Raw genomic sequence first — 22,951 nt, forward strand, 5'->3', positions numbered from 1 at the left:
AATTCAGGATGGGGACCGATATAGGTCCGAAACTTGGCTCGAAACTAGGGTGCGCGCCCCCATGGTATCAACCGAAACACAGCGTCACGGGCCCCGCGTCCTCACGCCGCAGCAGGTGCCGGAGGCGGCGGAGGTGCTGCGCGCGGGCGGGCTTCTCGCCTTCCCCACGGAGACGGTCTACGGCCTTGGCGCGGATGCCACCGACGGTCGGGCCGTCGCGCGGATCTTCGCGGCCAAGGGGCGGCCCGCGTTCAACCCGCTGATCGTCCACGTCCGCGACGCGGCCGCCGCGGAGGCCTTTGCACATTTCGGCGCCACCGCGCGCGACCTGGCCGCTCTATTCTGGCCCGGACCCCTGACGCTCGTGCTGCCGCTCCGCGCGGGCCACGGTCTGTCGCCTCTGGTGACGGCGGGCCTCGATACGGTGGCCGTTCGGGTTCCGGCCGCGCCGCTCGCACGTGATCTGCTGCGCGCCACGGGGCGGCCCGTCGCCGCGCCGTCGGCCAATCCCTCGGGCCGGGTGTCGGCCACACGGGCGGCGCATGTGCTCGAGGGTCTTGGAGATCGCGTCGATGCGGTGCTTGATGGCGGGGCCTGCGCGGTCGGCCTTGAGTCGACGATCCTGCGCAGCGGGCCTCCCGCCCTCCTGCGCGAGGGCGGGCTTGCCGCCGAGGAGATCGAGGCGGCGCTCGGACACCCGTTGCCGCGCGACGTGACGCCCGGCAAAGTACAGGCCCCGGGTCAGCTTTCGTCGCATTACGCGCCCGCGCGGCCCGTGCGGCTCGATGTGACGGAGCCGTCACCCGATGCCGCCTGGCTTGGCTTCGGGCCAGTCAAGGGCGATCTCAGCCTCTCGCCCGACGGGGACGTGGTGGAGGCCGCGGCCAACCTCTTCGATCACCTGCACCGCATCGACGCGCTGGCCGCGTCTCAGGGCCGCGACCGCATCGACGTGGCCCCGATCCCCGAGGCGGGGCTCGGCCGCGCGATCAACGACCGGCTCCGCCGGGCCGCCGCGCCGCGCATGTGATGCCATACTCATGCCGCAGGCGTGATTTCCTATGAGGGGCGTGTTTCGCTAGGCAGGTCCACGATGTTGACCTTTTTTCGATTCCTTCTGCTGGCCGCGGCGCTGACGCTGATGACGCCGTTCGGCGCGCGTGCGCAGGTCTCCGACGTGTCGCAGGTGATCTCGGTCGAGGTCATGCCCGGCTGGCGGCGGACCGACGGCAGCCATGTCGCCGGGCTGCGTATCCGGCTGAAACCGGGGTGGAAGACCTACTGGCGTACCGCCGGCAGCGCCGGGATCTCCCCGCAGATGGATTGGCGCGGGTCGCGCAACGTGCGCTCGGTGACGCCGGCCTGGCCCACGCCAACGGTCTTCCGGCAGGGCAACGCGCTTTCCATCGGCTACGACAGCGACTTCGTTCTGCCCCTCGTCGTGCAGCCCGGAGCCGGTGCGGCCGACCTGCGCGGCCGGCTCGACATCGGGGTCTGCGCCGATATCTGCCTGCCCGCGCGCGTGCAGGTCTCGGCGGTGCTCCCGCCGGCGGGGGCGACAGATACCGCGATCTCCGCCGCGCTCTCGGATCGGCCGCGGCAGGTAGCGGCGCGGGCCCGGTGCTTCCTGCGGCCCATCGACCACGGCTTCGCGATCACCGGTCAGATCGAGGTGCCCGCGCAGGGCCGCAACGAGACGGTGGTGTTCGAGATGGCGAACCCGAACGTCTGGGTCACCGATTCCGCGGTGACGCGGCGCGGAGGGCGCATCGACGCGACCGCGCAGCTGCTGGCCTCCGGCAATCGCGCCTTCACCGTCGACCGCAGCCGCATCCGGATGACGGTGATCGGGTCGCGCGGGGCGGTGGAGGTGCGCGGGTGCACCGGATGAGCGCGCATCACGGCAAAATGTCGCGGTCTGCGCATCTTTCCCTTGAAGCCCCCGCCGCACCGCTCCAACTTATGAGTGGAAGAGGAGAGGACGCATGGCATCCAGAAAGCCTACGCTCGGCAAGCTGATCGACGCGGTGACGGACCGCCTGTCGGATCTTCTCGGCGCTCTGGCCCCAGAGCCCGATCGCATCCCGATCCCCGTCCGGACCGACGAGCGCGATCCGCGCCGCTAACTGAGACAGTCTTGATTGGACGATGCCGTGCCTCCCGGGGCGCGGCTTTTTCTTTTGGCGAACCGTGATAGTCGGGCTCGACCCGACGATCTCCTGGCTCGGGGCCTCTCAGGAGGCCGCGCGACGGAGCATGGGGCCGGCGACGGGGTGTTTCTTCGGCTTCACGTGCAGGCGCTGCAGCATCTCGGCCAGCTCCGGCTCATCGACCCGCTTCGCCGCTTCCTTGAGCGAGAACCAGCGGCGAACGCGCTGGTCCTTCTCCTTCCAGTTCGACTTCAACCTGTCGACGATCATCGGATAGACACGCACCCGGCAGGGCTGCTTCGTGCCGTCATCGAGCCGCTTGTCGTAGGAATAGGTCCCGAAGACCTCGCGCCCGATATGGCCTTTCGCGCCGGCCTCTTCCAGCGCCTCGATGGCGGCGGCGGCCCAGGGCTTGACGTCCTTCATCGTCCACCCCTTCGGCACGAGCCAGCGGCCCGTGTCGCGGGAGGTGATCATCAGAACTTCGACCTTGTCCTTGTCGTTCCACCGCAGCGGTAGCGCCGCGATCTGCTCTCTTGCCTTTTTCAAAGGTCCTCTCCTTGGACGCCGAGCGTCGGGGCGAAGTGTCGCACAAAAGTGATTCGCTTGCAAACCGGGGACTTAGCCTGTCGCGAGCGCCTCCGCGAGGGCGGTGAGCGAGAAGACGCGGATCGCAGGGCTGAAATCCGGGATCTCGGTCGTCTGGTAGCCGCCGTCGATATGGGCGTAGGCCACGCCCGCCGCCCGGGCCGTGTGCCAGTCGACGATCGTGTCGCCCACGTAGAGCGTGGTGTCCGCCGTCGCCCCGAGCGCTGCGATGACATGCAGGAGCGGTGCGGGATCGGGCTTGCGAACGGGCAGGCTATCGCCTCCGACGACCGCGTCGAAGGGACCGAGGGCCAGCGCCTCGAGGATCGTCCGCGTCGGGCGCGCGGGCTTGTTGGTGCAGAGCCCGAGATGCAGGCCACGTTCGTGCAGCACATCGAGCAAGGCCTGCGCGCCGGGGTAGGTCGTCGTGCCGCTCATCGGGTCGCGATTGTAGAGCGCGAGGAAGCGGTCGAGGGCCTGCGGATAGGCCTCCGGCTCCGCGCCGGCCCACCGCAGGCAGCGTTCGACGAGTTTGGGCGCGCCGCTGCCGACGAAGCCGATGGTCGTGGGCAGATCCGGCTCCGGCAGGGACAGCTCCGCCATCAGTGCCGCGGCTGCCTGCTGCAGCCCCGGCGCGCTGTCGATGAGCGTGCCGTCGAGGTCGAAGACAACGGCGTCGAGCGATGTCGGGACGCTCACGGGCAGGGCGCGCCGGCGTCGGCCCAGGCGAGGATCGCGGCGACCGTTTCCTCGGGCGTGCCCGGGGCCGGTTCCCGCCCTGGCCCGGGGTCCCACCCCCAAAGCACGAGCGGATCGTGGCTGACGTGATCCGCGACCTCCGCGATGGTGCGGCCGCCGTTCCGCTCCGGGTCCTTCAGCTGTTCGCAGATCTGCGCCGGCGTGCGGGCCGCCCATTGCATCTCGACCGGCGGCAGAGCCCAGCCTTCGGCCCCCGGCGCACTGCCCGGCAAAGTGCCGTTCCGCTCGGTATGGCAGGCGGAGCAGGGCACTGTCTCGATGCCCATCCGGCTCTCGCCGCCCTGCACGTGAAAGCCGTGGGGACGCGTACCGCCCGCGTCCGTCGACCAGAGCGGAATGCCGTCGTCGCCGACATGGCAATTCGCGCAGCGGGGGTGCAGCAGCACCTCGGCGATCGGGTCGAACCCCTGTGCGGCGGCGGGCAGGGCAAAGGTCAGCGCGAGGAGCGCGAGCGTGGATCTCATGCGAAGGTCACCGTCCGGGCGAAGGGCATCTCGCGCAGGCGGGTGCCCGTCGCGGCGAAGATGGCATTGGCGAGCGCCGGGGCCGCGGGCGGCAGGCCCGGCTCCCCCGCGCCGCGGATCGTCGGCAGGGTTTCGAGCGCACGGACCTCCACCTCGGGCGTCTGCCAGAGACGCATCCCCTCGTATTCGTGATAGTTCCGCTGCTGGATCGTGTGGTCCTCGAAGGTGATCTCGGAATGGATCGCGTGGCCGAGCCCGAAGAGGGCACCGCCCGTCAGCTGGCTTTCGAGGTTCACCGGGTCGAGGACGCGCCCCACGTCGGCGGCGATCCAGAGCTTGTCGAGCCGGATGCCTCGCCCGGTGTCGCTCACCTCGATGATCTGCGCGCAGGGCACGCCGAAGGCATAGGTGAAGGCGACGCCCCGTCCCGTGCCGTCGCCCAGCGGCCCGGTCCAGGACGCCATGTCGGCCACGGTGGCAAGCACGTTGCGGGAGGCCGGGTCGTGGATGAGGCGCAGGCGCTCCTCCACCGGGTCGGCCCCGGCTTCGGCGATGAGTTCGTCGAGGAAGGTCTCGAAGAAGAAGCCATTGTGCGACGCTCCGACCGAGCGCCACGACGAAACGGCCACACCCGCGGGAACGCGGTATCCCGTCACGCGACGGTCGGGGATCGCATAGGGCGCATCCCAGGCGGCGGCGACGATGGCGATGTCCGGCCCGGCGGCGGGCAGGCCCGCGCGGCCGATCTGGCTCTCGGTGACGGAATGGGCCGCAATCGACAGATCGAGGCTGCGCACGGTGCCGTTCTCGACCGTGCCGCGTCCGCGCGCGATGGCCATGGGGCGCAGGAAGCCGTGGGTCATGTCCTGTTCCCGGCTCAGCGTCAGGCGCACGGGGCGGCCCGGCACCTGCACCGCGATCTCGGCGGCCTGCTGCACCCAAAGGTAGTCGAGCCGGTGCCCGAAGCTGCCGCCCGAGGCGAGGTTGTGGACCGTCACGGCTTCCGCCTCCTGCCCGGTGATCGCGGCCACGGCGTCGCGCACGAAGATCGGTACCTGCGTCGCCGTCCAGACCTCGGTGCGCTCGGGCCTATATCGCACAGTCGCGTTCGCGGGTTCGAGCGGCGCGTGGTGGAGGAACGGCACGCGGTATTCGGCGGTCACGAGGTTGCCCGGAGCCGCCTCCACGTCGCCGTCGTCGGCGAAGCGGCTGTCGCGGTTCTCCTCGGTGAAGGCGGCCGCATGGGCCTCCCACATCTCCGCGGAGGAGGCGAGCCGCCCCTCGGGCGTGCCCCAGTCGACGTCGATGGCCCGCGCGGCCTTCATCGCGCGCCAGTCGTTGTCGGCCAGAACGGCGAATCCATCGGTGATCGGCAGGATGTCGAGGATGCCGCGCATCGCCCGGGCCGCGCTGTCGTCATGCGACACGACGCCCCCGCCCATCGCCGGGTTGGTGACGACGGTCGCGTGGATCATGTCGTCGAGCACCAGGTCGCCGCCATAACGGAAGGTGCCGGTCGATTTGGCGACGATGTCGGTGCGCCGCGCGGGCTTGCCGAGCCACGTCCAGCTTTCGGGGGCACGTGGCTCCACCGACACCGGGTCGAGCGCGGCGGCCTCCGCGGCGAGATCGGCATAGGGGATCGCGTCGCCGTTCGGCAGCAGGACTTGGCCACCTTCCGTCTTCAGGTCTTCGGGTGTCAGCGTGAAGCGGTTCGCCGCGGCCAGCTTCAGCGTCTCGCGCGCGCTCGCCCCGGCGGCGCGCAGGCGGTCGTACATGTCCGGAACGGTCGTCGAGCCGCCGGTGATGTGCAGCCCGATGAACTTGCCCGCCGGTCCCGCCGCCTTGCGCGCCTGCGTCGACAGGAACCCCGCATCCCAGGCGGCAAAGGGCATCCCCTCGGCGGCGACCTTGCCGTTGTAGTAGGCCCCCGAGGCGGGGCCGAAACTCGTGCGGACGGTCTGGGGATCGACGTCCAGCTCCTCGGCCAAGAGATACGTCTGGATCGAGATTGCGCCCTGGCCCACGTCACCACGCGGGGTGATGAGCGTCACGCCGTCGGCGTCGATCAGCACGAAGGGGTTGAGCGTCGTCTCGCCCGGCTCCAACTCCGCCAGCAACGGGTTCTCGACCGGCTTGCGATACGCATAGACACCGAAGGCCACGCCGCCCGCCACGGCCGCGGAGCCGATGAGGAAGGTGCGGCGGGCGATCTTCCCGAAACTGGCCATCACGCGCCCTCCGACTGGATCGCGCGGCGGATCGCGGCGCGGATGCGCGGATAGCTCGCGCAGCGACAGAGGTTGCCCGACATGGCCGCGTCGATCTCGGCGTCCGTCGGGGCAGGGTTCAGCGCTAGAAGACTTGCCGCCTGCATGATCTGGCCCGACTGGCAGTAGCCGCATTGCGCCACCTGCTCCTCGATCCAGGCCTGCTGGACGGGGTGGGGGGCGTCGGGCGTGCCGAGGCCCTCGATCGTCGTGACCTCCGCGCCCTCGACCTCTTCGGCGGTGATCTGGCAGGCACGGACGGCCAGCCCGTCGAGATGCACGGTGCAGGCCCCGCAGGCGGCGATGCCGCAGCCGTACTTCGGTCCGTGCAGGCCCAACTCGTCCCGCAGGAGCCAAAGGAGCGGCATGTCGGGCTCGACGTCGAGTTCGTGTTCGGTGCCGTCGACGGTCAGTCTCATCCGCGTCTCCCGTGTCGCATGTGTCACAGATACGTCTCGCCCGGCGCGAAGCAAACCGTTCGGTTCATGTTTCACGGTCTTTGCCCAGTGACGTCGGGTCGCCGGTGCGCTGGACCTCTCCGCGGCGATCCGGCAGGAAAGGCCATGATGTCGACGATCGCCGTGACCCCCGACCTGGCTGAGGCCTTCGCCCGCGACGGCGCGGTCGTGCTGCGCGGATTGTTCGCCGACCACGTGACCGCCCTGCGCGACGGCGTGGCCCGCAACATGGCGGAGCCGGGGCCCCATGCGGCGGAGAACACCGTCGCGGGCGAGGCTGGCCGCTTCTTCGACGACTACGTGAACTGGCAGCGCATCCCCGCCTTCGAAGCCGCGGCCCGCGACCCGGCGATCGCAGGCGCGGCGGCGGCGCTGATGCGGTCGGATCGGGTGCAGCTCTTCCACGACCATGTCCTCGTCAAGGAGCCGGGGACGACGCGGGCCACCCCCTGGCATCAGGACGGGCCCTATTACTTCGTCGGTGGCCGTCAGACAGTCAGCTTCTGGGTGCCGCTCGACCCCGTGGAGACGGCGACGCTGCGCCTCGTGGCGGGCTCCCACCTCTGGGAGCGTCCGGTGCTGCCGACGCGCTGGCTCTCGGAAGAGGCATTCTTCGCGGGCGACTACCGCCCCGTGCCCGATCCGGACGCCGAGGGGATGCGGGTGCTGGAGTGGGAAATGGAGCCCGGCGACGCGGTGGCCTTCTCCTTCGACACGCTGCACGGCGCGCGGGGAAACACCGCGACCGCCCGCCGCCGGGCCTTCTCGCTGCGCTATGTCGGCGACGACGCCCGCTATGTCGCGCGCCCCGGCCCGACCTCGCCCCCGTTTCCGGGCCACGGGCACGTCCCCGGCGACCGATTGCGCGAGGATTGGTTTCCCGTCGTCTGGAGGACGCCATGAGCCCGACGCCCCCACCCGGCGGCCTGCCGCCGCAGACCGCCCTCATGACCGGTCGTGCCGTCTTCACCGAGGCCTATGCCGTCATCCCGCGCGGCTGCCAGACCGACATCGTGACCTCTTTCCTGCCCGGATGGCGGGGGATGCGGATGTGGATGCTGGCGCGACCGCTCTCGGGCTTCGCCGAGACCTTCTCGCACTACCTCGTGGAGCTGGAAGCCGGCGGCGGCAGCGACACGCCCGAGGTCGACGACCGGGCGCAGGCCGTTCTCTACGTCGTCGAGGGGCAGTGTGAGCTTGCCGTCGATGGAACCGCCCATGCGCTGGACGCGGGGGGGTATGCCTATCTTCCGGCGGGCTGCGACTGGTGGGTGACCAGCGCCGGGGGCGCGCGTTTCCACTGGATCCGCAAGCGATGGCAACCAGCCCCGGACATCGCCGCACCCGAGGCCTTCGTCACGCGCGAGGCCGATCACGCGCCCGCTCCGATGCCCGACACCGGGGGCCGTTGGGCGACCACCCGCTTCGTCGATCCGGCGGACCTGCGCCACGACTTCCACGTCAACATCGTCACCTTCGAACCCGGCGGTCTCATCCCCTTCGAGGAAACGCATGTGATGGAACACGGGCTTTTCGTTCTCGAGGGCAAGGCCGTCTACCGGCTCAACCGCGATTGGGTCGAGGTGGAGGCGGGAGACTACATGTGGCTGCGCGCCTACTGCCCGCAGGCCTGCTACGCAGGCGGCCCCGGGCGGTTCCGGTACCTGCTCTACAAGGACGTGAACCGGCATGCGCCGCTGGGCGGGATGCTCGGCTGACGGCGCTTCGCCGGGGGCGGACTTGCGCCCGGGCGCGGCGTGGTGTCTGCGTATTTGATGCCAGAGGAAGAGGGGACGGGACATGGCCGGCTATCTGACGACACATGTGCTGGACACGGCACGGGGGCGGCCCGCGGCGGGGCTGGCCATTACCCTGTTCGCACTCGACGGGGGCGCGCGGCGGGCATTGGCTGAGGTGGTCACGAATGCGGACGGTCGCACCGACGGGCCGATCCTGCCCACGGAGGATTTCGCGCCCGGCCCCTATGAGCTCCTGTTCCACGCCGGGGCCTGGCTCCGGGCGGAGGGGCTTGCGGACGGCGGGACGCTCTTCCTCGACGAAATCCCGATCCGCTTCGGGCTGGCGGAGGATGCGCATTACCACGTCCCGCTCCTGCTCTCGCCCTACGGCTATTCCACCTACCGGGGCAGCTGATGCACGATTTTGCCGTCTTCATGGACTGGATCGAGTTCGCGGTCCGCTGGACCCATGTGATCACGGCGATCGCCTGGATCGGCTCGTCCTTCTACTTCATCGCGCTCGACCTCGGGTTGAACCGCAGCATTCCCGGTCCGGTGGACGGCGAGGAATGGCAGGTGCATGGCGGTGGCTTCTACCACATCCAGAAGTACCTCGTCGCGCCCGAGGCCATGCCCGAGCACCTGACCTGGTTCAAATGGGAGAGCTACTTCACCTGGCTCTCGGGTTTCGTCCTCCTGATGCTGGTCTACTGGCTCGGGGCGGAACTCTACCTGATCGACCCGGCGAAGGCAGACCTCGCCGTCTGGCAGGGCGCGCTGCTCTCTGCGGCATTCCTGGTGGCGGGCTGGGTCGGCTACGACCTTCTGTGCCGCTCGCCGCTCAAGTCGAACCCGACCGCGGTGATGCTCGTCCTCTTCGCCGGGATCGTGGTGTCGAGCTGGGCGCTCAACCAGGTCTTCACCGGGCGGGCTGCGCTCCTGCACCTCGGGGCGATGACGGCGACGATCATGTCGGGCAACGTCTTCTTCGTCATCATGCCGAACCAGCGCATCGTCGTCGCCGACCTGAAGGCGGGGCGGGTGCCCGACGCGAAATACGGGCAGATCGCCAAGCTGCGCTCGACCCACAACAACTACCTCACGCTGCCGGTCATCTTTCTGATGCTGTCGAACCACTATCCGCTGGCCTTCGGCACCGATGCAGCCTGGATCATCGCAGCTCTGGTCTTCCTGATGGGGGTCACGATCCGGCACTTCTTCAACACCATGCACCAGCGCAAGGCCCTGCCGTGGTGGACGCTCGGGGCGACGGCGGTGGTCTTCGTGGTCCTCATGTGGCTCTCGACAGCCCCGCTCTTCGACACCTGGGAGGAGGCGGAGGCGCGGGAGATGACGGCGCAGGAGCAAAGGTTCGCCGGCGCGGAGGGCTTCGAGATGGCGCAGGACGTGGTGCTGGGGAATTGCGCCATGTGCCACGCGCGCGAGCCGGTCTGGGGGAACCTGCGCTGGGCTCCCAAGGGGGTTCACCTGGAGACGGCTGCCGACATCGCCGGGAACGCGCGGCGCATCTATTTGCAGGCGGGGGTCAGCCACGCCATGCCACCTGCGGCGCTGCCGCCGCTCTCGGCGGAGGATCGTGCGGCACTGGTGCGGTGGTTCCGGGCCGGACGGGACAGTTCCGCGATGTGAAACCGCAGCTCTCTGCGCCATCTGGGGGCTGGGCGAACGCCGTAAAGTGTGAAAAGGAACATACGCACGTTCGTTTGTGTTCGGTTCGCGGAGGATCCATGCGAGACAGCTACGACCTGTTCATCATCGGCGGCGGCATCAACGGTTGCGGGATCGCTCGGGATGCCGCGGGGCGGGGCCTCGACGTGGGCCTTGCGGAGATGGGCGATCTGGCCGGCGCGACCTCGAGCGCCTCGACCAAGCTCTTCCACGGCGGCCTGCGCTATCTCGAATACTGGGAGGTGCGTCTCGTGCGCGAGGCCCTGCGCGAGCGCGACATCCTGATCCGCAACATGCCGCATATCAGCTGGCCCATGCGTTTCGTCCTGCCGCTCTCGCCCGACATGCGCTTCGAGGGTGGCACGCCGACGTCGAAGCTCCTCGGCACGGTCATGCCCTGGCTCAAGGGGCGGCGACCGAACTGGCTCATCCGGCTCGGGCTTGCGATGTACGACAGCCTGGCGAAGTCGAAGCTCCTGCCCGGCACGCGGACGATCTCGCTCGACGGCACGGTGGAGGGCGCGCCGCTGGAGGACCGCTTCCACAAGGCCTTCGAGTATTCCGACGGCTGGGTCGAGGACTCCCGTCTCGTCGTCCTGAACGCGCGGGATGCGGCGGACCGGGGCGCGGACGTCGCCGTGCGCACCAAGGTCGTGAGTGCCGAGCGCGACGGGGACGAATGGGTCATCACCCTCGGCGGGGAGCGCAGCGGGCAGGTCCGGGCGAAGATGCTGGTGAACGCGGCGGGCCCCTGGGTCGGCGACGTGATCCGGGGGGTCGTGCGGTCGAACGCGACCGAGGGTGTCCGGCTCGTCCGCGGCTCCCATATCGTGACGAAGCGCCTCTTCGAGCACGACAAGAGCTACTTCTTCCAGGGCGGCGACGGGCGGATCATCTTCGCCATTCCCTACGAATACGACTACACCCTGATCGGCACGACCGACGCGGAGCATCACGACGCTGACGCGAAGCCGGTCTGCACGCCCGAGGAGCAACGCTACCTGCTCGACTTCGCCAACGGCTACTTCAAGCGCGACCTGACCGACGCCGACGTGGTCTGGACCTATTCGGGCGTGCGCCCGCTCTATGACGACGGCGCGACGTCCGCGACGGCGGCGACCCGGGACTACGTGCTCAAGGTCGAGGCGGCGGGTGGCGCACCCGTGCTCAATATCTTCGGGGGCAAGATCACGACCTTCCGCAAGCTCGCGAACGCCGCGCTTCTGAAGATCGGGGATCACCTGACGATCACCGGCCCCTGGACGCATGACGCCCCGCTGCCCGGCGGAGACTTCCCGGTCGACGGTCAGGGGGCACAGGCCGAGGCTTTGAAGGCTGACTATCCGTTCCTGTCCGACTGGTGGGCGCTGCGGCTCGTGCGGGCCTACGGGACACAGGCGCGCGCGGTGTTGGGCGCGGCGAAGACGGCGGCGGACCTCGGGCAGGACTTCGGGCACACGCTGACCGAGGCCGAAGTGACCTGGCAGATGGACCGCGAGTGGGCACGGCGCGCGCAGGATGTGCTCTGGCGGCGCACGAAGCTGGGCCTGCGGTTCGAGGCCGCCGAGGTGGAGGCGCTGGAGGCCTTCATGGCGGCGCGCGTTGCCGAGGCAGCGGACGGCGCGGTGGGCTAGGAGATGGTCGGGTCAGGCCCGACCACGACCCGTATCCCTTGACGCCCCTCAGGTCGGCGCATCCGCCCGCACGAGCCCCTCGGCCTTCAACTCGGCCCAGAGGTCGGCGGGGATCTCCGCCGCGGCCGCCTGCAGGTTGCCCTCGGACTCCTTGACGCCCTGACCGCCCGGTATGACCGAGACGGTCGCAGGGTGCAGCAGCGGGAATCGGAACGCCGCATCGACGAGCCGTGTCTTGTGGGCGGTGCAGATCGCCTCGATCCGCGCGACGCGGGCCTTCACCTCTTCGCTCGCCGGTTCGTAGTTGTAGTAAGCGCCCTCGACAGGTCCGGTGGCGAGGATGCCCGAATTGTAGGGCCCTCCTGTGACGATGCCGACGCCCCGCGCCTCGCAGAGCGGCAGGAAGGAGGTCAGCGCCTCTTGTTCGAGAAGCGTATAGCGCCCGGCCATCAGGAACACGTCGAACTCGCCCCGCCCGAGCAGCTGCTCGCAGACCTCCCATTCGTTCACGCCGGCCCCGAAGGCCGCGATCGTGCCCTCCTGCCGCAGCCGGTCGAGCGCATGGTAGCCGCCGGCCATCAGCTGGTCGACCTTGGCGTTCACCGCCTCGCGCGAGCCCTGGTTCGGGACGTCGATGTCATGCACGAAGAGGAGGTCGATCCGGTCGACACCCAACCGCTCAAGGCTCGCCTCGACCGAACGCATCACCCCGTCGTAGGAAAAGTCATAGATTTCCCTCCGCGCCGGCACGTCGAACCATTTGCCGATGCCGTCGCGGGTTGTCTCCGTCGCGGGGGCCAGCAGGCGGCCGACCTTGGTCGAGAGGACGTAGTCATCGCGCGGCTTGTCGCGCAGGAAGCGGTTCAGCCGGGTCTCCGAGAGGCCGAAGCCGTAGAGCGGCGCGGTGTCGTAGTATCGCACGCCCCCGTCCCAGGCGGATTGCAGCGTCTCACCCGCCGATGCGTCGGAGATCGCGCGGTAGAGGTTGCCGAGGGGCGCGGTGCCGAAGCCAAGTTCGGTGAAGGTGAGCCCACCGGTGGCGCGGCGATCCCAGTGGCGTGTCTTGAGGGCCATCATCGTCCTTTCAGTTGCAGAAGAGCAGGTCGGTGAACCGTGCCCGGAGCGCGCGTACCTCGGGCAGGACGTCTTCGGGCGGCTCCCGCAGGACGCGGGCGAGGAGAGCCATGAGCGCGGGCGCGTCGGCGGGCGTCATCCCGCGCCGGGCCATCTCGGGGGTGCCGAGGCGCAGGCCGTTCATGTCGCCCGCGACGCCCGGCAGGGGCAAGCCGATGCCGCAGGCGAGGATGCCCGCGCGTTCGAGCCGCGCCGCCGACCGTTGCCCGCCACTGAAGGCCCGTGCGTCGAGCGCGAACTGGTGGCTGCGGGTGCCACGGTAGACCGGCAGGCCCGCGTCGGTTGCGGCCTGTGCGAGCGCGGTCGCGAGGTCGACCATCGCGCGGGCATAGGCGGTGCCGTGGTCGCGCCAGTCCTGCAGCGTCACGCCGAGGGCCGCCATTCGCCCCGCGTCGAAGTTCGCCGTCAGGCCGGGGAAGGCCACGGCCTCTACCCGCTGGGCGATGGCCGCGTCACCCGTCACGATCAACCCGCCCGGTGGGCCACCGAGCGACTTGTAGGTGCTCATGGTCATCACATGCGCGCCCTCGGTCAGCGGGTTCGCCCACGTGCGGCCCGCGATCATGCCGCAGAGGTGGGCGGCGTCGAACATCAGATGCGCGCCGACTGCGTCGGCGATTGCACGCACCTCGGAGACGGGGTGCGCAAACAGGTTCAGCGACTGACCAAGGGTGATGAGCCGGGGCCGCACGCGATGAGCCAGGGCCCGCAGGCCGTCGACATCGACGGAGTAACTCTCCGCATCGACGGGGGTCTCGTGTATCTCGAGGCCATAGAGCCCCGCGCAGCCCGGCGCGTGATGCGTGACATGGCCGCCGATGGTGGCGGGCGGCACGATGATCGCGTCGCCGGGCCGGGCCAGCGCCATGAAGACCATCAGGTTCGCCATCGCCCCCGAGGGCACCCGCGCCTCCGCGTGGCTGGCCGCGAAGACGTCGCAGGCCAGGCGATGCGTCAGCGTCTCGATCTCCTCGATCTCGCCGAGGCCGGTCTCGTATTTCTCGCCCGGGTAACCCAGCGATGGCCGCGCACCGATGCCGGAGGCCATCAGCGCCTCGGCCCGCGGGTTCATCACGTTCGTGGCCGGGTTCAGGTTGAAGGCCGCGTCGTGCGTGGCGACGGCGGCCCGTGCCAGCGCCTCGATCCGCGCGCCCGGATCCGCCGGCAGGGGCAGGGCGTCGATGCGGGCCTGCGCCGCGGGGCTGAGCCATGGTCGGGGCGCGAGTTCGGTCATGGGCCTCTCCTTCGGCCGCCATCTGACGGCAGCGGCCGGCTCTGGTCAATCGGCGGGCGGACGGGCTAGCTTCCGGCAAGGGGGGACGGATGACGATACTCGTGTTCGGCGACAGCAACAGCCACGGCACGCTGCCGCTCGACCGTCTGGGCGGTCTCGGGCGGCATCCGAAGACGGCGCGCTGGCCCGAGGTGATGGCGCGGGCGCTCGACGCGGAGGTCATCGTCGAGGGCCATCCCGGTCGCACGACGGTGCACGACGACCCGATCGACGGGGCGCACAAGAACGGGCTGCGCGCGCTGCCTGCGCTTCTCGAAAGCCACCGGCCGCTGGGGCTCGTCATCGTCATGCTCGGCACGAACGACTGCAAGGCGCGCTTCGGCCTCCGCGGCTGGGACATCGCGGCGGGGGTCGGGCGACTGGCGCAGGTCATACAGGCCTCGACCGCAGGACCGGGCGGGCGGCCCCCCAGGGTGCTGTTGGTCGCGCCCGTGCCCGTCGAGGAGGCGGGGGTTCTGGCCGAGATGTTTCAGGGCGGCCCGGCCCGCTCGCGCGCCATCGCCCCGGCCCTACGGCAGGAAGCGGCGCGGCTTGGCTGCGCTTTCTTCGACGCCGGTCGCGTCGCCAAGGTCGACGGACGCGACGGCGTGCATCTCGACGCGGCCTCGCAGGCCGCGCTCGGGCTTGCCATGGTCGACGTGGTCGCGCCGCTCTTGAAGGAGGACTGACATGCTCATCGGAGTTCATCCCGCCCTCAACGCCGACGTGCTCCATGCGCTGCGCGCGATGGGCCATGGCGATACGCTCGTGCTCGTCGATACGAACTTTCCGGCCGACAGCGTCGCGCGGCACACGCCACTCGGCCGCGCGCTCGCCATGGAGAACCTCGACACCCGCGCCGCGCTTGGCGCGATCCTGAGCGTCTATCCGATCGACAGCTTCGTCCCGGATTTCGCCGCCACAATGGCCGTCGTGGGCGACCCTGACGCCGTGCCCGAGGTCCACTCCGAAGCCGCGGCGGCGCTCGCGGCGGCGGGCGAGACGCGGCCCGTTCCGGCGGTGGAGCGCTTCGCCTTCTACGATCTGGCCCGCGCCGCCTATGCGATCATCCAGACCGGCGAGCGGCGGCCCTACGGCAACGTCATGCTGCGCAAGGGCGTCGTCGGCCCGGACGGGAGCGTGACCTGATGGGCCATGTCGCGATCCTGGGCGTCTTCGTCGCCGATACCACCTTCACCGCCGACCGCCAGCCGCGGATGGGCGAGACGATCCTCGGCCGGTCGTTCACGCTCGGGCCGGGCGGCAAGGGCTCGAACCAGGCCGTCGCGGCCGGGCGCGCGGGGGCGGAGGTGCAGTTCGTCGCGCGGATCGGGCGGGACGCCTTCGGCGATATGGCGCGGAGCGCCTGGGCCGACGCCGGGGTGACGCCCGCTGTCATCGAGAGCGACGAGGCTACCGGGGCCGCGATGATCTTCATCGAGGCCGGGTCGGGCGACAACGCCATCATCGTCGCGCCCGGGGCGGCCGGGGGGATCACGCCGGCGGATGTCGAGGCGCGTGCGGACGTGATCGGCGGGGCTGCCGTCTTCGTCACACAGCTGGAGCAACCTCTGGACGCCGCCGTGCGCGCGCTGGAGATCGCGCGGGACGGCGGGGCCGTGACGATCCTGAACCCGGCCCCGGCGGCGGAACTGCCCGAGGGAATGCTCGCCCTCTGCGACTACGTGACCCCGAACGAGACCGAGGCGGAGGCGCTTTCGGGCGTCGCCGTGACGGATGCTGAAAGCGCGCGCGCGGCGGCGGAGGTACTCCTGTCCCGGGGCGTGGTGCGGGCGGCGATCGTGACGATGGGCGCGCAGGGCGTGCTCTTCCACTCAGGCGAGCGCACGGAGATGGTGCCGGCCGTCTCCGCTGGCCCGGTCGTAGAAACGACGGGGGCGGGCGATGCCTTCAACGGGGCCTTTGCCGCCGCGCTTGCCGAGGGGCGCGACCCGGTGGAGGCGGCGCGCTTCGGCTGCGCCTGCGCGGGCCTCTCGGTGACGCGGCCCGGGGCGGCGGCGTCGATGCCGGACCGGTCGGAGATCGACGCGCTGCTCTGACGCGGGCGAGGGGCTGGCCCCTCGCGCTGCGACACCCTGCGAGGGGCCAGCCCCTCGCGCTCCCCGGAGTATTGCCGGCAGGAAGATGGGATCAGGCGAGCGCCACCATGACGCCGCGGAGTTCGGCGAGGCCGCGCATCCGGCCGATCAGGGGATAGCCCGGTGCGCTGTCGCGGGTGAGGTCGGAGAGGATCTGCTGGCCGTGGTCGGGGCGCATGGGGATCCGGTGGTCGGGCCGCCCCTCCGCGCGGCGGCGTACCTCCTCCTCCATGAGCGCGCGGATCGTGGCGACCATGTCGGTATCACCGTCGAGGTGCAGCGCCTCGTGGAAGCTCGATCGCGCACCGTCGGGCGCGCCTGTGCGGCGGGTGTTGCGCAGGTGAACGAAGTGGATGCGCGGGCCGAGGGCGGCGACGAAGGCCTCCGGCTCGAAGGCCGGGTCCACGCCGAGCGATCCGGTGCAGAAGGTCACGCCGTTGGCGCGCAGGTCCACGGCCGCGCAGATGGCGGCGTAGTCGGCCTGCGTCGACATCACGCGCGGCAGGCCGAGGAGGGGGAACGGCGGGTCGTCGGGGTGACAGCAGAGGCGCAGGCCAAGCTCTTCGGCAAGGGGCGCGACCTCGGAGAGAAAGTCGACCAGGTTCGCGCGCAGGCGGTCGGCATCCATTCCGTCGTAGGCGGCCAGATGGGCGCGCACCTCGTTGAGCGTCCAGGCGTCGTTCGCCCCCGGCAGGCCGGTGACGACGTTGTCGACGAGGGCACTTCGGGCGGCATCGTCCATCGCGGCGAAGCGGGCGCGGGCGGTGTCGCGGACCTCTGCCCCGTAGTCCTCGGCCGCGCCGGGGCGGGCCAGCAGGCAGAGGTCGAAAACGACGAAATCCACGAGGTCGAAAGCCATGGCGTTGCCGCCGTGCGGCATGGGGTGGCGCAGATCGGTGCGCGTCCAGTCGAGGACCGGCATGAAATTGTAGCAGACCACCTCGATCCCGCAGGCCGCGATGTTGCGCAGGGACTGGCGGTAGGCGTCGAGATGGGCGGCGAGGCCGGGCCCCTGCTGCTTGATCGTCTCGGAGACGGGCAGGCTTTCGACCACCTCCCAGGCAAGGCCCGAGACCCCGCCGCCGGGCAGGGTGGCGATGGCTGCCTGACGTGCGCGGATCTCCTCGACGGGCCAGACGGCACCCGGGTGGATGTGGTGCAGTGCGCTGACCACGCCTTCGACCCCCGACTGCAGCATGTCGGCGGTCGTGACCGCATCATGGGGGCCGAACCAGCGCCAGGTCTGTCTCATGCCGTGCCCTCCGCCATGTTCTGCGCCCGGATCGCCAGCTCCATCGCCTTGAAGGCGTGGGCCTGTGGTATCGCCGTCTCCGTCCGGTCTCGGATGTCGGCGCAGAGCCGGGCGAAATAGGGCAGGCCCGCATCGCCCGCGTCGATCTTCTCGCAGCGGTCCCCGTTGACGAGGATCAGGTGGTCGGTGCCCGCGGCCCCACCCACGTCGACGTATTTGCGCAGCTCGATGTAACCTTCGGTCCCGAGAATCGTGAGCCGTCCGTCGCCCCAGGTCGGGAGCGCGTCGGGCGTGTACCAGTCGACGCGGATATAGCCGTGCGCGCCCTCGGCCTGCAGTACGATCTCGCCGAAGTCCTGCAGCCCGGGGTGCGCCGGGTTGGCGTAGTTGGCGACGTGGGCGCGCATGACCTCCGCCTCGGTCGCTCCGGTGAGGAAGAGGAACTGGTCCACCTGATGAGAGGCGATGTCGGTCAGGATCCCGCCGTAGCGCTCGCGCTCGAAGAACCAGCCGGGGCGCGTGGCCGCGTTGAGACGGTGCGGACCGAGACCCGTGGTCTGCACGACGCGACCGATGGCCCCGTCGGCCACGAGTTCGGCGGCGCGGGTCATCGCCGGCACCTCGAAGCGTTCGGAGAAGTCGACCGACCAGATGCGCCCGGTCTCCGCCTGCGTCCGCTTGAGGGCGTCGAGTTGCCCGAGCGTGATGCACCCCGGCTTGTCGCTCATCACGTCCTTGCCCGCGCGCATGGCGGCGATGGCGAAGTCTGCGCGGTCGGCGGGTACGGCGGCGATCAGGACGAGGTCGATTTCGGGGTCGGAGAGAAGCGCGTCGCGGTCCCGCGCGGGCACGTCGGGGAAGCGCTTGCGGAAGCCCGGCAAGGTTTCGGGCTCCCCCTCCGTCCACCAACCGGCGAACGCGGCCCCCTCGGCCATCAGGTTCGCAGCCATGCCGTAGATGTGCCGATGGTCGAGGCCGAGCGCGGCGAAGCGGATGGACCCGGTCATGCTATCACCTCCACCGCACGGCCCGCGCGGGCGGAACTCCGGATTGCGTCGATCAGGGCATGGACAGGCAGGGCCGCGCGGCCCGGGCAGGCGGGGGCGCGGCCGGTGCGCAGCGCCTGCGCGAAATCCTCGATCACGGCCTGGTGCCAGGCATGGGTGAAGGCCATCGGATCGGCCCCGCCCCCGGTTCCGGCGGCCTCGCCCCGTGTCTCGCTGCGACCGTCGGCCCAGTCGAGGAGCAGCGCGCCGCCGGTCAGGCGGGCGGAGCCCTTGGTCCCGTGAACAGCGATGCCTTCCGCCCCGCCGGGTCGGCTCGCGGTGCTGGCCGTGAGGCTTCCCACCGCCCCGCTCTCGAACTCCAATCCGGCCGTCACGAAATCCTCCGCTTCAATTCGGTGCAGCGCCGTTGTGTGCGCCATGGCCTGCACGCGGCGCACCGGCCCGAGCAGGCTGAGCGCGAGGTCGAGCGTGTGGATCGCCTGGCTGATGAGCACGCCGCCGCCGTCCCGCGCGAAGGTGCCGCGGCCGGGGGCGTTGTAGTAGCCTTGCTCCCGCCACCAGGGCACGGTGATCTCCACGGCGGCGATCTCGCCGAGCGCGCCCCGGTCGAGAAGGTCCGCCAGATCGCGAGACGCGGGGCGCAGACGGTGCTGGAACACGATGCCGAGGGGGACGTCCGCCGCTTCGCAGGTCTCGACGAGGGCGCGGGCGGCTGCGGTCGTGCGCTCCACCGGCTTCTCCATCAGGATCGGCTTACCCGCCTGGGCGAGCGTCTCGACGATCTCGGCCCGCGCATCGGGCGGCGTGCAGAGCAGGGCGAAATCGCAGTCCGAACGGGCAAGCGCGTCGAGGGTCTCGTAGACCGGCGGCGCTTCCCCGAGGACCGAGGCCATGCGCGCGGCGAAAGTCCGCGCGTTCGCCGGGTCGCGCGACAGGACGCCCGCGAGAGTCAGGCCAGGCGCATCGGCCACGGCGCGAACGTGGGTTTCGGCCACCATGCCGACGCCGATCAGGGCCACTTTCATCTGCGATCCTCCCTGCCTTCGGGGTGAGGGGGCGACGCGCGATTGTCAAGCACCGGTGTGCCGGTATACAGGTTTGACCATGCTTGCTGCCACTCCATTCCAGCCGATCGACCCGGCCCGTCCGGCGGGACCGCAGATCGTGGCCGCTCTGCGCAGCGCGATCCTGCGGATGGAAGTCGCGCCGGGGCAGGCGCTCTCGGAGGCGGATCTGGCACAGAGCCTCGGCACGAGCCGCACGCCGCTTCGCGCGGCCCTGCAGGAACTGCGCGATCAGGATCTCGTGGAGACACGGCCGAGCCGCGGCACCTACGTCACCCGCCTCGACGCCGGCCGGCTGCGGGCCGCGCAATTCCTGCGCGAGGCGCTCGAGGTGGCGGCCGTGGCACGGCTGGCGGAAAGCGGCTACGATACCACCCTCGATACGGCGCTCGATGCGGCCCTTTCGGCGCAGGCGCAGGCGGTCGAGGCGGGTGACGCGGCCGGGTTCCAGAGCTTCGACGACCGGTTCCATGCCCTTCTGGCGCAGGCGACCGGCCATGGACGGTTGGCCGAGGTTCTCGCGCGGGAGAAGGCGCAACTCGACCGGCTCCGCGTCTTCTCCCTGTCGGACCCGGCGGTTCTGACCCGCCTTCTGGAGGAGCACCGCGCTATCCTCGCCGCCGTCCGGGCCGGCGATGTGGAGACGGCGGCCGCCGCGATGCGCGCGCATCTGCGCGCCGTGCTGTCCCTGCTCGACGGCCTCGTCGCCACCCGCTCGGAGTATTTCAACGGAGACCCCGCATGAGCGATACGATGACGACCTTGCGCGTGACCGGCCGCGCCGCGGACCTCTACGAGGAATTGCGCGGCCTGCCGATCGTCTCGCCCCACGGCCATTGCGACCCGGCCTGGTTCGCCGGGGACGCGGCCTTTCCGAACCCTTCGGCGCTGCTCATCCAGCCCGATCACTATGTCTTCCGCTTGCTCTACTCGCAGGGCGTGGCGCTCGAGGATCTGGGCCTCGGCACCGGGGCCGGGCGCGACCCGCGGGAGGTCTGGCACGTGTTGGCCGCGCATTGGCACACATTCCTCGGGACGCCCTCGCATCTCTGGATGGCGCAGACCCTGCGGCGCGTCTTCGACATCGACGCACCGCTCACGCCCGGGACGGCCGATGCGATCTACGATGCCATCGACGCCGCACTCCGGACGCCCGCGTTCCGTCCCCGCGCCCTCTTCGAGCGGTTCGGGATCGAGGTGCTGGCGACGACGGACGGCGCGCTCGACGACCTCGCGCATCACCGCGCCATCGCGGGAAGCGATTGGCGGGGCCGCGTCATCCCGACGTTCCGGCCCGATGCCGTGCTCGACCCGGCGGCACCCGAATATGCCGCGAACCTCGACCGGCTCGGCGAGATGACCGGAGAGGACACCGGCACCTTCAAGGGCTATCTCGCCGCGCTCGCGGCCCGCCGCGCGGTCTTCGCCGCCCGGGGCGCGACGGCGACCGATCATGCGGCGACGCGGCTTGTCACCGTCTGGCTCGACGCGCCGACGCGCGAGCGCCTGTTCCGGGGCGCGCGGGCCGGGTCGCTGACGCAGGCGGAGCGGGATGCACTTCACGGGCACATGCTGATCGAGATGGCGCAGATGTCGATCGAGGACGGCCTCCTGATGCAGCTCCACGCGGGCGCGGGCCGCAACACGAACGCGGCGCTCTTCGACGGCTTCGGCCCCGATATGGGGGCCGACATTCCCCTGCGCACCGACTGGGTCGGCGGGCTGGACGGGCTGCTGAACCGCGTCGGCAACGACGCGCGCCTGCGCCTCCTCCTCTTCACGCTCGACGAAAGCACCTACGCGCGGGAGCTGGCCCCGATGGCGGGGCATTGGCCGGCGCTGCGCCTTGGCCCGCCCTGGTGGTTCCACGATAGCGCGAACGGGATCGCCCGCTACCTGGACGGGGTCGTCGAGACGGCGGGCTACTGGAACCTCGCAGGCTTCAACGACGACACCCGCGCCTTCCTGTCGATCCCGGCGCGGCACGATCTCTGGCGGCGGGCCGTGAGCCTGCATCTTGCGGCGCAGATCGAACGGGGGCTGCTCGGCCCTGCCGATGCCGCCCGCGTGGGCCGGTGGCTCGCGCGGGATGCGGCGGTGGATGCCTACCGGCTGGGCGACGGCTGATGCCGCGTCACCTGCATATCGGTCCGGGCAACTTCTTCCGCGCGCATCAGGCGGTCTACACGCAGACGGCGGGCGGCTGGCCGATCACGGCGGTTTCGCTGCGGAACGCGGCGACGCGGGATGCGCTCGCGCCGCAGGGGTTCGACTATGCGCTCGCCATTCGCGATGCAGCGGGCGAGCGGCTGGAGCGGATCGACGTCATCGACGCCATTCTGGTCGCGCCCGAAGATCCGGACGCGGTGCTGTCCCTGTTGACCGACCCGGAGGTCGCGGTGGTCACCATCACCGTGACCGAGAAGGGCTACGACCTGCACGCGGACGGCACGCTCGACCTCGCGGCGGTGCAGGGCGACCTCGATGGCCCGCCCCGGTCACTCGTCGGTGTGCTGGCCCATGGGCTCGCCCGCCGGACCGCGCCGCTGACGGTGCTAAGCTGCGATAACCTGAGCGGCAACGGGCGGCTCCTGCGTGGGGCAGTGGCCGCCTTCGCGGAGGCGGCGGGCCTGACGCTGGCGTGGGATCGCCTCGCCTTTCCCGACACGATGGTCGACCGCATCACGCCCCGCACGCCAACTGACCTCTCGGCGCATGTCGCCGCGGCCGGGCTGCCACCGGCGGCTCCGGTTGCCACCGAGGGCTTTACCGAATGGGTGATCGAGGACGCCTTCGCCGGACCGCGCCCCGACTGGGCCGCCGCCGGGGCGCGCATCGTTCCCGACGTGACGCCTTTCGAGACGCGCAAGCTCAGGATGCTCAACGGGGCGCATTCCTACCTCGCCTATGCCGGGCTGAACCGCGGCTTCGCCCATGTCCACGAGGCGGTCGCCGACCCGGACCTGCGGGCGGGCGTTGCGGCGCTCATGGGGGCGGCGGCGCGCACGGTCGAAGGGTTCGACGCGGCGGAGCTCTCGGCCTATGCCGATGCGCTCCTCGCCCGGTTCGACAACCCGTCGCTGCGACACGCGCTGGCGCAGATCGCGATGGACGGATCGCAGAAGATGCCGATCCGCATCCTCGCGCCGCTGCGCGTGCTCCACGGCGCGGACGGCCCGATCGCCCCCCATGTCGCGGCCCTCGCCGCGTGGTGCGACTTCGTCCGCGCGGCCGAGAGGCTCGACGATCCGCGCGCCGATGCGCTTGCGGCGGCGGCACGCGGGGCGGACCACCGCCGCGCGCTGTGTCGCTATCTCGACGGGAGCCTGCCCGACGCGCTCCTCTTGGCGGTCGAGCAGGCCTGAGCGAGA

At 70.6% G+C, this 22,951-nt stretch carries 24 protein-coding genes; 14 read left to right on the plus strand and 10 right to left on the minus strand.

Going from position 1 to position 22,951, the window contains the following annotated elements; translation table 11 throughout:
* Positions 1-61 precede the first annotated feature (61 nt).
* The 3 genes from HSX43_RS03455 to HSX43_RS03465 all read left to right on the plus strand — a co-directional run bounded on the left by HSX43_RS03455 (position 62) and on the right by HSX43_RS03465 (position 2,126).
* Complete coding sequence (locus HSX43_RS03455; protein ID WP_179378677.1) at positions 62-1,030, plus strand: L-threonylcarbamoyladenylate synthase; 969 nt, start codon at positions 62-64, stop codon at positions 1,028-1,030.
* Between the two features lie 66 nt (positions 1,031-1,096).
* On the plus strand, positions 1,097-1,891 hold the full coding sequence (locus HSX43_RS03460; protein ID WP_179378678.1) for a protein-disulfide reductase DsbD domain-containing protein: 795 nt from the start codon (positions 1,097-1,099) through the stop codon (positions 1,889-1,891).
* A gap of 94 nt (positions 1,892-1,985) precedes the next feature.
* A complete protein-coding gene (locus tag HSX43_RS03465) occupies positions 1,986-2,126 on the plus strand; it encodes a hypothetical protein (protein WP_179378679.1) in 141 nt (46 codons plus the stop codon).
* 108 nt (positions 2,127-2,234) lie between these two features.
* Here the strand turns inward: HSX43_RS03465 and HSX43_RS03470 are convergent, their stop codons facing one another.
* From HSX43_RS03470 to HSX43_RS03490, 5 genes are all read right to left on the minus strand, one after another.
* Entirely contained in the window at positions 2,235-2,699 is a 465-nt protein-coding gene (locus HSX43_RS03470) for an NUDIX hydrolase (RefSeq protein ID WP_179378680.1), read from the minus strand.
* Between the two features lie 72 nt (positions 2,700-2,771).
* Positions 2,772-3,437, minus strand: a complete 666-nt coding sequence (gph, locus tag HSX43_RS03475; RefSeq protein ID WP_179378681.1) for a phosphoglycolate phosphatase — start codon at positions 3,435-3,437, stop codon at positions 2,772-2,774.
* A complete protein-coding gene (locus HSX43_RS03480; RefSeq protein WP_179378682.1) occupies positions 3,434-3,961 on the minus strand; it encodes a hypothetical protein in 528 nt (175 codons plus the stop codon). The genes gph and HSX43_RS03480 overlap by 4 nt, the downstream gene beginning before the upstream one ends.
* The gene (locus HSX43_RS03485) at positions 3,958-6,192 is read right to left on the minus strand and encodes a xanthine dehydrogenase family protein molybdopterin-binding subunit (RefSeq protein WP_179378683.1); all 2,235 of its coding nucleotides are present in this window, start codon (positions 6,190-6,192) and stop codon (positions 3,958-3,960) included. Before HSX43_RS03485 ends, HSX43_RS03480 begins: the two co-directional genes overlap by 4 nt.
* Positions 6,192-6,650: a (2Fe-2S)-binding protein gene (locus tag HSX43_RS03490; RefSeq protein WP_179378684.1), complete on the minus strand. Its 459-nt coding sequence runs from the start codon at positions 6,648-6,650 to the stop codon at positions 6,192-6,194. The genes HSX43_RS03485 and HSX43_RS03490 overlap by 1 nt, the downstream gene beginning before the upstream one ends.
* A 147-nt stretch (positions 6,651-6,797) precedes the next feature.
* Between HSX43_RS03490 and HSX43_RS03495 the strand changes: the two genes are divergently transcribed.
* The 5 genes from HSX43_RS03495 to glpD all read left to right on the plus strand — a co-directional run bounded on the left by HSX43_RS03495 (position 6,798) and on the right by glpD (position 11,751).
* A complete protein-coding gene (locus tag HSX43_RS03495) occupies positions 6,798-7,592 on the plus strand; it encodes a phytanoyl-CoA dioxygenase family protein (protein ID WP_179378685.1) in 795 nt (264 codons plus the stop codon).
* Positions 7,589-8,407, plus strand: a complete 819-nt coding sequence (locus tag HSX43_RS03500) for a bifunctional allantoicase/(S)-ureidoglycine aminohydrolase (RefSeq protein WP_179378686.1) — start codon at positions 7,589-7,591, stop codon at positions 8,405-8,407. The genes HSX43_RS03495 and HSX43_RS03500 overlap by 4 nt, the downstream gene beginning before the upstream one ends.
* Before the next feature lie 82 nt (positions 8,408-8,489).
* Entirely contained in the window at positions 8,490-8,843 is a 354-nt protein-coding gene (uraH, locus tag HSX43_RS03505) for a hydroxyisourate hydrolase (protein ID WP_179378687.1), read from the plus strand.
* Positions 8,843-10,078 carry a urate hydroxylase PuuD gene (locus HSX43_RS03510; RefSeq protein WP_179378688.1) on the plus strand — a complete coding sequence of 412 codons (1,236 nt, stop codon included), beginning with the start codon at positions 8,843-8,845 and terminating at the stop codon, positions 10,076-10,078. The genes uraH and HSX43_RS03510 overlap by 1 nt, the downstream gene beginning before the upstream one ends.
* Before the next feature lie 98 nt (positions 10,079-10,176).
* On the plus strand, positions 10,177-11,751 hold the full coding sequence (gene glpD, locus HSX43_RS03515; RefSeq protein ID WP_179378689.1) for a glycerol-3-phosphate dehydrogenase: 1,575 nt from the start codon (positions 10,177-10,179) through the stop codon (positions 11,749-11,751).
* Between the two features lie 48 nt (positions 11,752-11,799).
* On the opposite strand, the gene HSX43_RS03520 is transcribed toward glpD, so the two are convergent.
* Entirely contained in the window at positions 11,800-12,825 is a 1,026-nt protein-coding gene (locus tag HSX43_RS03520; protein WP_179378690.1) for an aldo/keto reductase, read from the minus strand.
* A 10-nt stretch (positions 12,826-12,835) separates the two neighbouring features.
* Positions 12,836-14,119, minus strand: coding sequence for a serine hydroxymethyltransferase (locus tag HSX43_RS03525; RefSeq protein WP_179378691.1), 1,284 nt, complete (start codon positions 14,117-14,119; stop codon positions 12,836-12,838).
* An 89-nt stretch (positions 14,120-14,208) separates the two neighbouring features.
* Here HSX43_RS03525 and HSX43_RS03530 point away from each other — a divergent pair, with 89 nt between their 5' ends.
* The 3 genes from HSX43_RS03530 to HSX43_RS03540 are packed head-to-tail and all read left to right on the plus strand — an operon-like array spanning position 14,209 to position 16,218.
* Positions 14,209-14,847: an SGNH/GDSL hydrolase family protein gene (locus HSX43_RS03530; RefSeq protein WP_179378692.1), complete on the plus strand. Its 639-nt coding sequence runs from the start codon at positions 14,209-14,211 to the stop codon at positions 14,845-14,847.
* Between the two features lies 1 nt (position 14,848).
* The gene (locus HSX43_RS03535; RefSeq protein ID WP_179378693.1) at positions 14,849-15,307 is read left to right on the plus strand and encodes an RbsD/FucU family protein; all 459 of its coding nucleotides are present in this window, start codon (positions 14,849-14,851) and stop codon (positions 15,305-15,307) included.
* Positions 15,307-16,218, plus strand: coding sequence for a ribokinase (locus tag HSX43_RS03540; protein WP_179378694.1), 912 nt, complete (start codon positions 15,307-15,309; stop codon positions 16,216-16,218). Before HSX43_RS03535 ends, HSX43_RS03540 begins: the two co-directional genes overlap by 1 nt.
* A 91-nt stretch (positions 16,219-16,309) precedes the next feature.
* On the opposite strand, the gene uxuA is transcribed toward HSX43_RS03540, so the two are convergent.
* The 3 genes from uxuA to HSX43_RS03555 are packed head-to-tail and all read right to left on the minus strand — an operon-like array spanning position 16,310 to position 19,541.
* Entirely contained in the window at positions 16,310-17,509 is a 1,200-nt protein-coding gene (uxuA, locus tag HSX43_RS03545) for a mannonate dehydratase (RefSeq protein WP_179378695.1), read from the minus strand.
* Positions 17,506-18,516, minus strand: coding sequence for a Gfo/Idh/MocA family protein (locus HSX43_RS03550; RefSeq protein WP_179378696.1), 1,011 nt, complete (start codon positions 18,514-18,516; stop codon positions 17,506-17,508). The genes uxuA and HSX43_RS03550 overlap by 4 nt, the downstream gene beginning before the upstream one ends.
* The gene (locus HSX43_RS03555; RefSeq protein ID WP_179378697.1) at positions 18,513-19,541 is read right to left on the minus strand and encodes a Gfo/Idh/MocA family protein; all 1,029 of its coding nucleotides are present in this window, start codon (positions 19,539-19,541) and stop codon (positions 18,513-18,515) included. Before HSX43_RS03555 ends, HSX43_RS03550 begins: the two co-directional genes overlap by 4 nt.
* 79 nt (positions 19,542-19,620) lie before the next feature.
* Between HSX43_RS03555 and HSX43_RS03560 the strand changes: the two genes are divergently transcribed.
* From HSX43_RS03560 to HSX43_RS03570, 3 genes are read left to right on the plus strand one after another with little or no spacing between them, the layout of a single operon-like run.
* Positions 19,621-20,325: a GntR family transcriptional regulator gene (locus tag HSX43_RS03560; protein WP_179378698.1), complete on the plus strand. Its 705-nt coding sequence runs from the start codon at positions 19,621-19,623 to the stop codon at positions 20,323-20,325.
* Positions 20,322-21,707 carry a glucuronate isomerase gene (gene uxaC, locus HSX43_RS03565; protein ID WP_179378699.1) on the plus strand — a complete coding sequence of 462 codons (1,386 nt, stop codon included), beginning with the start codon at positions 20,322-20,324 and terminating at the stop codon, positions 21,705-21,707. The genes HSX43_RS03560 and uxaC overlap by 4 nt, the downstream gene beginning before the upstream one ends.
* Positions 21,707-22,945, plus strand: coding sequence for a mannitol dehydrogenase family protein (locus HSX43_RS03570; protein WP_179378700.1), 1,239 nt, complete (start codon positions 21,707-21,709; stop codon positions 22,943-22,945). The genes uxaC and HSX43_RS03570 overlap by 1 nt, the downstream gene beginning before the upstream one ends.
* Positions 22,946-22,951 lie beyond the last annotated feature (6 nt).

It is taken from the genome of Jannaschia marina, from assembly GCF_013404595.1.
Taxonomy (GTDB): domain Bacteria; phylum Pseudomonadota; class Alphaproteobacteria; order Rhodobacterales; family Rhodobacteraceae; genus Jannaschia; species Jannaschia marina.